The organism is Mesorhizobium sp. LCM 4576 (assembly GCF_001854815.1).
GTDB classification, from domain to species: Bacteria; Pseudomonadota; Alphaproteobacteria; order Rhizobiales; family Rhizobiaceae; genus Mesorhizobium; species Mesorhizobium plurifarium.
The window spans coordinates 67,837-80,252 of record NZ_MDDT01000031.1 but is presented as its reverse complement, the minus strand read 5'-3'; the positions used below and the strand labels follow the sequence as shown (position 1 = coordinate 80,252).

13 protein-coding genes are annotated in these 12,416 nt (G+C 63.3%); 8 read left to right on the top strand and 5 right to left on the bottom strand.

All coding sequences use genetic code 11. The annotated features are described in order from the left end of the window. Positions 1–5 precede the first annotated feature (5 nt). Entirely contained in the window at positions 6–638 is a 633-nt protein-coding gene (locus tag LCM4576_RS19790; protein WP_040981874.1) for a DUF1638 domain-containing protein, read from the bottom strand. Between the two features lie 53 nt (positions 639–691). Between LCM4576_RS19790 and LCM4576_RS34940 the strand changes: the two genes are divergently transcribed. After that, positions 692–826: an entericidin A/B family lipoprotein gene (locus LCM4576_RS34940; RefSeq protein WP_083361444.1), complete on the top strand. Its 135-nt coding sequence runs from the start codon at positions 692–694 to the stop codon at positions 824–826. An 85-nt stretch (positions 827–911) separates the two neighbouring features. Here LCM4576_RS34940 and LCM4576_RS19780 read toward each other — a convergent pair whose 3' ends face one another. Continuing rightward, positions 912–1,610 carry a B12-binding domain-containing protein gene (locus LCM4576_RS19780; RefSeq protein WP_040982454.1) on the bottom strand — a complete coding sequence of 233 codons (699 nt, stop codon included), beginning with the start codon at positions 1,608–1,610 and terminating at the stop codon, positions 912–914. Positions 1,611–1,880: 270 nt separating this feature from the next. Between LCM4576_RS19780 and LCM4576_RS19775 the strand changes: the two genes are divergently transcribed. The 6 genes from LCM4576_RS19775 (at position 1,881) to LCM4576_RS19750 (ending at position 8,454) form a co-directional block, all read left to right on the top strand. After that, a complete protein-coding gene (locus tag LCM4576_RS19775; protein WP_071034030.1) occupies positions 1,881–3,455 on the top strand; it encodes a trimethylamine methyltransferase family protein in 1,575 nt (524 codons plus the stop codon). An 89-nt stretch (positions 3,456–3,544) separates the two neighbouring features. Next, positions 3,545–4,234 (top strand): 4Fe-4S dicluster domain-containing protein, encoded by a 690-nt coding sequence (locus LCM4576_RS19770; protein ID WP_071034029.1) that lies wholly within the window; start codon positions 3,545–3,547, stop codon positions 4,232–4,234. Positions 4,235–4,341: 107 nt separating this feature from the next. Next, complete coding sequence (locus LCM4576_RS19765) at positions 4,342–5,073, top strand: dienelactone hydrolase family protein (protein WP_071034028.1); 732 nt, start codon at positions 4,342–4,344, stop codon at positions 5,071–5,073. 222 nt (positions 5,074–5,295) lie between these two features. Further along, positions 5,296–5,859, top strand: coding sequence for an RNA polymerase sigma factor (locus LCM4576_RS19760; RefSeq protein WP_040981864.1), 564 nt, complete (start codon positions 5,296–5,298; stop codon positions 5,857–5,859). A gap of 2 nt (positions 5,860–5,861) precedes the next feature. Continuing rightward, positions 5,862–8,042, top strand: a complete 2,181-nt coding sequence (locus LCM4576_RS19755) for a VWA domain-containing protein (RefSeq protein ID WP_071034027.1) — start codon at positions 5,862–5,864, stop codon at positions 8,040–8,042. 139 nt (positions 8,043–8,181) lie between these two features. Beyond that, a complete protein-coding gene (locus tag LCM4576_RS19750) occupies positions 8,182–8,454 on the top strand; it encodes a hypothetical protein (protein ID WP_071034026.1) in 273 nt (90 codons plus the stop codon). Between the two features lie 11 nt (positions 8,455–8,465). On the opposite strand, the gene bmt is transcribed toward LCM4576_RS19750, so the two are convergent. The 3 genes from bmt to LCM4576_RS19735 form a co-directional block, all read right to left on the bottom strand. Beyond that, positions 8,466–9,482, bottom strand: coding sequence for a betaine--homocysteine S-methyltransferase (gene bmt / locus LCM4576_RS19745; protein ID WP_071034024.1), 1,017 nt, complete (start codon positions 9,480–9,482; stop codon positions 8,466–8,468). An 83-nt stretch (positions 9,483–9,565) separates the two neighbouring features. Then, complete coding sequence (locus tag LCM4576_RS19740; RefSeq protein ID WP_083361443.1) at positions 9,566–10,168, bottom strand: DUF1989 domain-containing protein; 603 nt, start codon at positions 10,166–10,168, stop codon at positions 9,566–9,568. 65 nt (positions 10,169–10,233) lie between these two features. After that, positions 10,234–11,091, bottom strand: coding sequence for a helix-turn-helix domain-containing protein (locus tag LCM4576_RS19735; protein WP_071034020.1), 858 nt, complete (start codon positions 11,089–11,091; stop codon positions 10,234–10,236). Between the two features lie 248 nt (positions 11,092–11,339). Between LCM4576_RS19735 and LCM4576_RS19730 the strand changes: the two genes are divergently transcribed. Next, a complete protein-coding gene (locus LCM4576_RS19730) occupies positions 11,340–12,341 on the top strand; it encodes a fatty acid desaturase (protein WP_198540273.1) in 1,002 nt (333 codons plus the stop codon). Positions 12,342–12,416 lie beyond the last annotated feature (75 nt).

Below are 12,416 nucleotides of genomic sequence, written 5' to 3'. Positions count from 1 at the left end.
CCTTCTCAGGCGGTGCTGCGTGCCGCCCGCGCCAATTCGCTGGTCAGGTCGCCATAGCCGGTCGAGCGGCGTTCATACACCAGGCCGAGCATGGCCGCGGCTTTCTCGGCGACCTTGTCGAGCTCCGGATCGTCGGTCTGGGCGAGATAGATCAGCTTCTCGTAGTTGCCGAAATAATCCTTGATCAGCTCCGGATGCCGGTCGAGGCCGAGCGGCTTGATGAAGAAGGCCTCGAACTGGCGGCAGAGGAAGTCGGTCATGTAGAACGACATCATGTCGTCGTCGGCGACCTTCGCATAGGCCTCCGCGCCTTGGTAGAAGGCAAAGCAATGCGGCCCGGCCATGCGCTCGACACCGTGTTTCTCGATGACGCGGTCGAGCAGGCCTCCGGTGCCGCAATCGGCGTAGCCGACGAAGATCTGCCGGTAGCCTTCCGCCTTGGCTTTCTCGATCGCCTTGTCCATCGCCGGCGCGATGCGGTCCGGATAGAAATGGAACTCGGCCGGCAGGCAGGTCAGCTCGAGATGGTCGAGCTTTAGCTGTTGCTTGACGGCCAAAACTTCGCGCGCAATCATCCCGCAGGCGATGACGAGCAGCCTGTCTGTTTGATTCGGTTCCGTTTTTTGCGTCTTCACCAAGTCGGGCCGGCTTTCGCTGCGGGGCTTAATATCTGTCGAGGGAGACACCGTCCATGAAACTGCTACGCATCGCGCCAATCGCCATCCTGGCTTGCGCGCTTGCACTCACCRCCTGCGCCAACACCATCCGGGGCGTCGGCAAGGACGTCAAATCGACGGCAAGGGCGGTCAAAGACACTGTCAACTGATCGGCAGCCTCGTCCATCATCTGGGAACAAAAAAGCCGCGCTGCAAGGCGCGGCTTTTCTTCTCGATCCATCCTGATGCCTTGGGTCAGGCGGAAGCGCGAACGTTGTGCTTGCGCTTCATGAAATCCTTGGCCGTCTCGACGGCCACCGCGGCGTCGCGGCAATAGGCATCGGCGCCGACGGCCTTGCCGAATTCCTCGTTGAGCGGCGCGCCGCCGACCAGGACGACATAATCGTCGCGGATGCCCTTTTCCTTCATCGTGTCGATGACGACCTTCATATAGGGCATGGTGGTGGTGAGCAGCGCCGACATGCCGATGATGTCGGGCTGGTGCTGCTCGATGGCGTCCAGATATTTCTCGACCGCGTTGTTGATGCCGAGGTCGATGACGTCGAAGCCGGCGCCTTCCATCATCATGCCGACGAGGTTCTTGCCGATGTCGTGGATGTCGCCCTTGACGGTGCCGATCACCATCTTGCCCTGCTTGGGCGCGCCGGTAGCGGCAAGCAGGGGACGCAGGATGGCCATGCCGGCCTTCATGGCGTTGGCCGAGAGCAGCACTTCCGGCACGAACAGGATGCCGTCACGGAAGTCCTCGCCGACGATGCGCATGCCCTCGACCAGCGCTTCGGTCAGCACCGTATAAGGCTGCCAGCCGCGCTCCAGAAGGATGTTGGTGCCTTCCTCGATCTCTTCCTTCAGACCGTCATAGAGGTCGTCATGCATCTGCTGCACGAGTTCGTCGTCGGAAAGCTCGGAAAGGATGATCTCGTCGTCGGACATATTCTCGGGCTCCTTGCTGCTCGGATCCACTGCGGCAGCCTAAAAATCAATGCGCCAATACCTAACCCGCGAGGGCAAGCTAGCCATAGCTGATTTGCGACTTCCCGCAAAAGGAAAGCGACTGAAAAATTGGCGCTTTTCTTGTCGATTTTGCGACAGGCGTTGGCGCTGGCTGGCCGTTTCCAATAGGGTGCATGGCTACGATCCGGCAAGAAGCGGCGACGATGGGCCGCCCCAGCCAATTCAGGCCAAGTTATAGGARGAACGATCATGAGCGATAACGCGGCAGTCGAGCAGGAAGCGTCGGGTGGACGGCGCGGACGCGGCGCCAGCGGCGGCGCGGCGGCACGCCGTGCAGCCCGTTCGGGCGGCGGTCCGGGCACCCAGCTCACCTACATCAAGCGCAAGATCAACGTCTACGAGGTCCTCAACGAGGAAGGCCTGGCGCTGATCGAGAAGAACACCGACACGGTGCTGGAAGAAACCGGCATCATCTTCCGTGACGACGCCGAGGCGCTGGCGCTGTGGAAGGAGGCCGGCGCCGACGTTAAGGGCGAGYGCGTGCACTTCCCCAAGGGTCTCTGCCGCTCGCTCTTGAAGACCGCGCCTTCGATCTACACCCAGCATGCGCGCAACCCGGAACGCTCGGTGCAGATCGGCGGCAACGCGACCGTCTTCGCGCCGGTCTACGGCCCRCCCTTCGTGCGCGACCTCGACGGCAACCGCCGCTATGCGACGATCGAGGATTTCCAGAATTTCGTGAAGCTCGCCTATATGGCGCCGTCGATCCACCATTCGGGCGGCACGGTGTGCGAGCCGGTGGACGTGCCGGTCAACAAGCGCCACCTCGACATGATCTACGCGCATATCCGCTACTCGGACAAGCCGTTCATGGGTTCGGTGACGGCGCCGGAGCGGGCCGAGGACACGGTCGCTATGGCCAAGCTCGTGTTCGGCGACGACTTCGTCGAGAACAACACGGTGCTGACCAGCCTGATCAACGCCAACTCGCCGATGGTGTTCGACGAGACCATGCTCGGCGCGCTGAAAGTCTATTCGCGCCACAACCAGGCCTGCATCGTCACCCCCTTCATCCTGGCCGGCGCGATGAGCCCGGTCACGGTCGCCGGCACGCTGACGCAGGTGCTGGCCGAAGTGCTCGCCGGCGCCTCGTTCACGCAGCTGATCCGGCCCGGCGCGCCGGTGCTGTTCGGCACCTTCGCGTCGTCGATCTCGATGCAGTCCGGTGCGCCGACCTTCGGCACGCCGGAGCCGTCGCTGGTCTCCTACGGCGCGGCACAGCTCGCGCGGCGGCTCGGCCTGCCGTTCCGTACCGGCGGTTCGCTCTGCGCCTCGAAGATCCCGGACGCGCAGGCGGCTTATGAGAGCGCCAACACGCTCAACTCGACGATCCTCGCCGGCACCAATTTCGTGCTGCATTCGGCCGGCTGGCTCGAGGGCGGTCTCGCCTCCTGCTACGAAAAATTCATGATGGACATCGACCAGCTCGGCATGCAGCAGAAATTCTGCGAGGGCGTCGACCTGTCGGAAAACGGCCAGGCGATGGATGCCATCCGCCAGGTCGGGCCGGGCAGCCATTATCTCGGCTGCGACCACACGCAGGCGAACTTCCAGACCGCCTTCTACCGCTCCAACATCRCCGACAACAATTCCTACGAGCAGTGGCTGGCGGAAGGCGAGAAGACCGCGCCGCAGCGCGCCAACGAGCTCGCCCGCCGYTGGCTGGAAAGCTACGAGGCGCCGCATCTCGATCCGGCCATCGACGAGGCGCTGAAGGACTTCATCGCCAAGAAGAAGGGCTCGATGGCCGACGCCTTCACGTGAAAGGAGCCCGAGTCAGGCCGGGCTAAAGTCGCCAACATCATCCACAAGGAAGTCTGGCGGAGCGCGTTCTCCGACCCGGACCGGAAGGGATGATTCTTTCGCGCGGCACGGTCGAGGAGATTGCGGCCGCGCTCGCGGCCAACGGTCTGATCCTTCGCGGCGGTTTCAGCTTTGGCGACGATGAGACGGTGCCTGCCGGATTTTACGGCGCGCCGGCCAGATCGGTGCTGCTCATCGGACAGGCGGGTGCGGCGCCCTGGCAGCATTTTCAGCGCTGGCGGGAACGACAGGCGAGGGACATCGCCAATCCGCTCGACAGCTGGTCACGCGAGGTGATCGGCGCGGTCGCGCAAGAATTCGGCGCCCGCGCCGTTTCGCCTTCCGACCGGCCCTATCTGCCGTTCCAGCAATGGGCGTTGCGGGCGGAGAGGCTGAAGCCGTCGCCGCTCGGCATCCTCATGCACCCGACCTATGGACTTTGGCATGCCTATCGCGGCGCATTGCTGTTCGAGGACGGGATTTCCATTCCCGAACCTCATGCATCGATTCATCTTTGCGACACATGTGTCGAAAAACCCTGCCTGAAATCCTGTCCGGTGGACGCCTATTCCGTGCAGGGGTTTGYGCATGAAGCCTGTCTTGGCCATGTGCGCGGAGCTCGAGGCGAGCCCTGCCGCGGCGGCGGCTGTCTGGACCGCAATGCCTGCCCCTATGGCACGGACTATCGCTATCCGCCTGAGGTGCAGGCCTTTCACATGGCGGCCTTTGCCAGGCTGTGACGAGAGGAGCCGCCGTTCGCACGAAATCTTGAACAATGCGCTCCGGGAATGGCTTGCCGGAACGGCGCGTGCCGATATCTAACGCGCGGTACGCAACGGAGAGCATCATGGCCGGAAAGCAGATCGAGTTCGAGACCAGGGACGGCAAGGCAAAGGCGGGGCTTTTTCGACCGTCCGRCAAGGCCAGCGCCGGCGTCATCCTCTATATGGACGCCTTCGGGCCACGTCCGGTGCTCGACGAGATGGCCGAGCGGCTCGCCGGTCACGGCTATGCCGTGCTGGTGCCCGATCTGTTTTACCGCAACGCGCCCTACGGCCCGTTCGACGCCAAGACCGCCTTCACAGTGGAGGAAACCAAGGCCAAACTGATGGCGCTGGTCACCGGCACGACGCAGGAGATGACCATTCGCGACAACGCCGCCTTCCTCGACGCGCTCGCGGCCGAAGGCATTGACGGGCCGGTCGGCGTCGTCGGCTATTGCATGGGCGGCGCGCGGGCGCTGAACGCGGCGGCTACCCATCCCGACCGTATCGTCGCGGCGGCGAGTTTTCACGGCGGCAATCTCGCCAGCGACGCGCCCGACAGTCCGCACCGCAAGGCGGCCTCGATCAAGGCTCGCGTCTATATCGGCGTCRCCGGCATCGACCGCAGCTTCCCGCCCGAGCAGTCGGYGCGGCTGGCGGAGGCGCTCAGGGTGGCAGAGGTCGACCACACGATCGAGAACTATGTCGGCGTCGGCCATGGCTGGTGCATCAAAGATCACAGCGTCTATGACGAGGCAGGCGCCGAGCGGCACTGGAAGCGGCTGACGACGTTCTTCAAAGAGACGCTGGGATAAGGTGTGCCGATATTCGGGTGAGGCCGGCCTACAAATGGCGGCTTCCTGCGCTTCCGGTGCTCACGTACTTTAAGTACGCTCCGCTCCGGTTCTCGGAAACCACCATTTTCGGCTCGGCCTGACCCGAATCTCGACGCACCTCGTCCATCGCGCCCAATGCCTCCCCAAAAAAATCTTTCCATCGCCCCAAGGATTGGCCATTAGCCTTCGTCCAACAGGCAAATGACGGCGATGATGCTGGACGACAGCGAAGCCTCCGATGCCGAATTGATCGGGCGGGCGAGGGGCGGAGACAGGGGGGCTTTCGGCAAACTGCTCGAAAGGCACTATGGCTTCGTCTATCGCGCCGCCTATCGCTGGTGCGGCCGCAAAGCCGACGCCGAGGACATCGCCCAGGACGTTTGCGTGCGGCTCGGCCGGGCCATCCGCGACTATCAGGGCAATGGCGCCTTCACGACATGGCTCTATGCCATGACGCTGAATGCTTCGCGCGACATGATGCGAAAGCGTGCCCGCGACGCCGCCAAGACCGATGCTTATGGCGCCTATGCGTCGATCGCKGGTGAAGCATCGGCCGAGGCCGACGATCCGTCCGAGGCGCTATGGACTGCGGTGCGGATGCTGCCGGACAAGCAGCGTGACGCAGTGTTGCTGGTCTATGGCGAAGGTCTCAACCACGCGGCGGCGGCGGAGGTGATGGCGATCTCGGAGACGACGGTTTCCTGGCACATCCATGAAGCGAAGAAACGGCTGAAGGTGCTGATGCGTTCAGCCGGGGAAGTGTGACCATGGTCGACGACAACGAACTCGAAAGGCTGCGCGACATCGCTATACCGGCGCCGGATGGCGAGGCGAAGGCGCGCACGCTCGCGGCCGCCATGCAGGCCTTCGACCTCGATGAAAAAAATTCTGCGATCCCCCAAGGAACGCCCGCAGGTCTTCGTCTCACGGAGCGAGCACAAAAGCTCTGGAGAGACATCATGCAACGGAAACTCATTACCACGCCGGCCATCACCGCGCTGGTCGCGCTGCCTATCGCCGGATATGCCGCTTTCGAGATGCTGAAGGAACAGCCGCGGGTCATCGGCGGCAACGGCACGGCCACCGAGACGGTGGCCGACAAGCCGGTGGCGCAGAAGCTCGCGCCGCAACAGCCGGCGATCAACGAGCCGCTGGCGGCTGCGCCAGCGAAGGCGAAGAAGGCCGACGCGGACACCGAGACGCGCGCCAATTCGCAGACGGCGCCCGCAGCGCCGAAGCCGGCGGCAGAGGTCGACAGCCTGCTCAAGCAGGAAGCGACGCCCGAGGCTTTGCCCGCGCCTGCCGAAAGCGGTCGGCTCGCCGCCGGCGGCAAGGCCGGTTCGCCGGGCAGGGTGATGATGCAACTTTCGCCGTCGTCAAAGGATGAAGCCGCGAGGACCGACCAGGCTCCGGCAGGAGCAGCTGCCGCGATTCCGGCGTCTCCGCCCGCCGTCGCCGATTCCAGGCTGATGGTACAACCCGCGCCGATGCCGGCCGACCAGATGCAGCCGCGGGAGGAAAACCGCAACCGCATCGAGACCTTCAAGACCAACCCGGTCCACGAAACCGCGCAGGATCCGGTGTCGACCTTCTCCATAGATGTCGACACGGCCTCCTATTCGTTCGTGCGGCGCTCGCTGAAGGAAGGCGCTCTGCCCGATCCGGACACGGTCCGCGTCGAGGAGATGATCAACTACTTCCCTTATGACTGGAAGGGTCCGGAATCGGCTTCAACGCCGTTCAACTCGACGGTCACCGTCATGCCGACGCCGTGGAACGAGCACACCAAGCTCATGCATGTCGCGATCAAGGGTTTCGACGTGAAGCCGGCCGAGCAGCCGAAGGCCAACCTGGTCTTTCTGATCGACGTCTCGGGCTCGATGGACGAGCCGGACAAGCTGCCGCTGCTCAAATCCGCCTTCCGGCTCCTGGTCAGCAGGCTCAAAGCCGACGACACCGTCTCGATCGTCACCTATGCCGGCAATGCCGGCACGGTGCTGATGCCGACCAAGGCGTCGGAAAAGCAGAAGATCCTTGCGGCCATCGACAATCTGGAACCCGGCGGCTCAACGGCCGGCGAGGAAGGCATCCGCGAGGCTTACAAGCTTGCCCAGCAGTCCTTCGTCAAGGGGGGCGTCAATCGGGTGATGCTGGCCACCGATGGCGACTTCAATGTCGGCCAGACCGATGACGACGACCTCAAGCGTCTGATCGAGAAGGAGCGCAAGACCGGCGTGTTCCTGTCGGTGTTCGGCTTCGGCCGCGACAATCTGAATGACCAGATGATGCAGACCATCGCCCAGAACGRCAACGGCACGGCTGCCTACATAGATACGCTTGCCGAGGCGCAGAAGGTGCTGGTCGACGACGCGTCCTCGACGCTGTTCCCMATCGCCAAGGACGTCAAGATCCAGGTCGAGTTCAACCCGGCGACCGTGTCGGAATACCGTATTGTCGGTTATGAGACCCGGGCTTTGAAGCGCGAGGATTTCAACAACGACCGCGTCGATGCCGGCGACATCGGCTCCGGCCATTCGGTGACGGCGCTCTACGAGATCACGCCGAAGGGGAGCGGCGGCGAGCAGGTCGATCCGCTGCGCTACGGCCAGGCCAAGGTCGACAATGGCGGCGTCGCCAATGCCGACGAATATGCCTTCGTCAAGATCCGCTATAAGCTGCCGGACGAGAATGTCTCGAAGCTGATCACCACCCCGGTGACCGCCGCCAACGAGGTCAAGTCCTTCGACGCGGCCGGCGCCGACCAGCGTTTCTCGGTCGCCGTCGCTGCCTTCGGGCAGAAGCTGCGCGACGAAGATCAGACCGCGAATTTCGGCTACGACCGGATCGCCGAGATCGCCAATGCCGCGCGCGGCGCCGATCCGTTCGGCTACAGGGCGGAATTCCTGTCGCTGGTACGCCTGGCCTCATCGCTGGACAGCAACAAATAGAGTGTTGTGACCTCCAACGAAAAGCCGGCAGGAAAATCCTGCCGGCCCTTTTGCAATCGTTAAATTGCGCGGCTTTTCCGGAACCTCGCCGCAACGAGCTTCTGTTAGTCAGCGCTGATGGAATTTTGAGGGATCAGCAGTGCATATCACGACCATCGGCAATGCGAACGCGACGGCGGCCAATGCGCCGGTGCGGGGATCGTCCGCGCCTTCGGCGGAATCGGCGCGCATTCGGAGCGATGTCGATGCGGCCCGCAATACGGCGCTTTCGGCGCTCAACAACGACCGGTTTCGCGTCATGCTGGAACAGATCAGCGATCCGGGCGCATCGGGCGCTCTGATGACGATGAGCGCCGAGAACGTCGTCGATTTCAATACGGCGCTGTCACGCTACGCCGAAAACAGCAAATAACCCAGGCCCTGTCAGGCGCGGCTGCGCCTGCGCTCGCGCCGGCCTTCGCCGGGTTCAACAGCGCTTGCCGTCTTGTTGCGCATCGGCCCGATGCGCTCGACGATCGTCTCGATGGTCGGGCGCTCCGCCTTGGTGTGGCCGTCGAGCGCCTTGCGCATGGCGGCGAGGTGAGCGAACGACGTGCCGCAGCAGCCACCGACGATCTTGGCGCCGGCATCGACCGCCAGCCGCACATAATCGGACATCAGCTCCGGCGTTCCGGAATAGTGAATCTCGCTGCCACGGAATTCGGGAATGCCGCAATTGCCCTTGACGATCACGGTCGCCTCCGGCTTCGCCTCGGTCATGTCGAGTAGCGAAGCGAGGATATCCGAAGCGCCGACGCCGCAATTGGCGCCGACGCCGAGCGGAGCCTGCGACAGACCGTCGGCGACGGCGTGGATGTCCTTCGGCAGCAGGCCCATCATGGTGCGGCCGGCGGTGTCGAAGGAACCGGTATAGGTATAGGGCAGGCCGACGCGGATGGCGGCCTCGGCGGCGGCGCGGATCTCGTCGGGCGCCGACATGGTCTCGATCCAGGCGACTTCGGCGCCGCCGGCCTTGAGGCCCTCGATCTGCTCGGCGAAGGCGTCGACCGCGTCGTCATAGGTCAGCGCGCCGAGCGGCACCAGCAATTCGCCGGTCGGGCCGACGGAGCCGGCGACGATCACCTTGCGGCCGGCCTTGTCGGCGACGGAGCGGGYGATCTCGGCGGCGCGCTTGTTCAGCTCGTGGACGCGATCCTGCGCGTGATGCAGCTTGAGCCGGTGGCGGGTGCCGCCGAAGGAGTTGGTCAGGATGATATCGGCGCCGGCATCGACGAAGTTCTGATGCAGGCTGACAATGGTCTCGGGCGCCGTTTCGTTGAGCAGCTCGGGCGCTTCGCCGGCCGGCAGGCCCATCGCGAACAGATTGGTGYCGGTGGCGCCGTCGGCCAGGAGCACGCCCTTTTCGGCAAGCAGGGCGTCAATCGGATTGGTCGCGGTCATGGCGGTGGCTTTCGTGTTCGAACTCAAATAACGATATAAAGAAGTCTTTATGTCTAGTCAACGAGCTTGCGGCCGCGAAGGCCTTATGCGGCCGGCGTGATCTCGACCTCGATCTCGGTGCAGGCATCGCCATTGGTCGGGTGATGGTCGACCGAGCAGGCGGTGACGACGAGCAGGAGGTCCTGTTCGGCGCGCAGCGTGACGTAACCGCCGGGCGGATTGATGGAGGCTTCGACGACGAGCGTGCCGTCCAGCTGCGGCAAGGAATTCTGGAAGAGGTCGACCGGGTCGGGCGCGAAGGGCAGGTCGATGCCTTCCGCGGCAAGCGCCGTCATCAGGTTGTCGCGGCAGTTCGGGTGGTTGGGCAAGCCGGCGCGTTCGTAGAGCGCGCTGTCGCACGCCGGGTAGAGCATGTCGTGCGGTCCGGGCGAGCCATCCTCGATCAGCGTCAGCATGACCTTGCCGGCGGCGCTGTAGAAATGGTCGCCGGGTTTTGGAAACAGCCGCTCGGTGATGTCGCGCGTCTGCGACGTGCTCAGCCAGTCGAGTTTTTCACCTGTCGAGAACGCCCAGAGGTCGGAGACCTGCTGGCCCTTGGGATCGGTGATGCGGATGAGATCGCCGCGCCCGACGCRCATGGAACGGCCCGACTGAGGAGGAACGACGACGTGACGCRATGACTGCATGGTTTTCCCTGAAAGGATGAACGGCAACCGAGTAGCCGATGTCAGTATTATATCGGCACCGTCAATCAGACAGAGCCTGACGGGAAGGACATTGCGGCCAGCTTCTGCGTGAAGCTTGCTGCCTCATGCGCGTTGATGTCGGCGGCGCGGATCAGATTGTCGAAATGGCTGGTGAGGGTGYGGATCGGCTGGGTGGCGCTCAGCACGATATACATGTCGCCGACATAGATCGCGGCGCGGTAGGGGCCGAAGATCGTATAGGGGATCGAATAGCGCATGCGGCCGTCATAGAGGAACAGCCGGAAGGTCGGGTAAAGGTCATCGAGCAGCGCCGCCATGTGCAGCAATTGCTTGCGCCTTTCGGCTTCCGGGAAACGATCCCAGACGCCCAGGCCGCGTGCGAAGATCTCCAGCGTATGGCGCGGCATGYAGACCTCCATGTCGGTCTCCGGCCGCCTTGTATAGTCGATGCGGTATTGCGTTTCACCGGCCTGCGCCTCGCGGTTCTTATTGGCAATGCCGGCCTCGTAATCGATCAGCGCCTCGGTGCGCAAAAGATCGGGAATGCCGGCAGGCACGTAGCGGATCTTGGTGCCGGCGGCCTCGGCATGCCATTTGGCGAGCAGCGTGCGGTCGAAGCCGTCGGGGGCCTCCTCGATCTCCAGGCTTTCGCGGATTTCGCCGGTCACGCCTTCGTCGTGGCTCAAGCCCAGCAGCCAATCGAGCGACACCTTGAATTCGGCGGCGATGTTGAGCAGCGTCTCGGCGCGGGGCAGGCGGGTCGAGGCGCCGGACAGCAGCTGCGACAGCGCCGAACGGTCGATGCCGACGGCCGTCGCGAAGGCCGATTGGTTGAGGTCGGAGYGTGTCAAGAGCAATTTCAGCCGCTCCCGGAAGATCGTCGATAGATCGCGCTTGTCCATCAGGCCGCTCCTGCTTGCGAGAGGAAAAATTTGCGTCGGAGCCGATCTGAACGTGGCTCAGGCGGAAATGAATCCCCATATTTGTTTACAATGTATAACACATGCCGCCAAAAATGCGCATTCGCAACAGTTTGTGCGCTTTGTCGCGTTGATGTAACGGGAGGCTCCTGACACAATGTTGTCAGGAATCGAGGGGTTCCGGCGACTGGAAGGCAGTGGTCGATAGCATGGCAAGCATGAATACCGGCATGAACAAGAGACGCAGCAGCGCACCGCCAATCGAATGGCCGACGGTATTGCTCGCGCTCTTCTGCTACGGCGCATGGTTCGCAATCGGCTTCCTGCTCTGGCCATCCCACCCCTTGATCGCTTCGATCGCGCTGGCCCTGATCCTCGCCCTGCAATCGTYGCTGATGCATGAGGTGCTGCACGRCCATCCCACCCGCAGCGCCCGCATCAACGAAGCCTTCGTCTTCCTGCCGATCGGGCTTGTCTGGCCGTTCCGGCGCTTCAAGACCATCCATCTTCGCCACCACGCCGACGAACGGCTGACCGATCCGCTGGACGATCCGGAAAGCTATTACAAGGCGCTCTGGATACATGAGGAACTGCCGCCGACGATGAAGTTCCTGCTCAAGCTCAACAATACCATGGTCGGCCGCCTCATTCTCGGCCCGTGGCTGTCGTCGATCGGCTTCTTCATCGACGACGCCCGGCAGATTGCCGCCGGCGACAAGACGATCCGCAACGCCTGGCTGCTGCACGCTATCGGCCTTGTCGTGGTTGTGCCGATCGTGACTCTGGGTTTCGGCATCCCGCTCTGGCTTTACATACTGGTGCCGGTGTGGCTCGGCCAGTCGCTGATCTCCGTCCGCACCTATGCCGAGCATCAGTGGTCGGAGCATCCGGAAGGGCGTACGATCATCGTCGAGCGCTCGCCCTTGTCGTTGCTGTTCCTCAACAACAACCTGCAYCTCGTGCATCACAAGAGCCCGACGGTTGCCTGGTAYAGACTGCCGAAGATGTTTCGCGATCGCCGCGAAGAGTGGCTGCGGATGAACAACGGCTATATCTATCCGAACTATTTCGCGCTGATCAAATCCTTTGCCTTCAAGGCCAAGGAGCCGGTCATCCATCCGGTGCTGCGCCGCGCGCCGGAGCCGGGCCGCGCCTTCAAGCCGCGCGTCAGGGCGCGCAATGTCAGCGGGCTTGGCACGGCGCCAGTTCCCGCCGAGCCGCCGAAAGAGTAATTTCGACTTTCCGCGCCCGCTTTTTCGCGGCGGAACGCAGGCGCCGAAGGTCGCCTGTCTTTGAAAGCTGTTCGA

Bases quoted from the DNA above. Each gene is read 5' to 3' on its own strand.
- LCM4576_RS19780 (WP_040982454.1), bottom strand. From the start codon at position 1,610: ATGTCCGACGACGAGATCATCCTTTCCGAGCTTTCCGACGACGAACTC.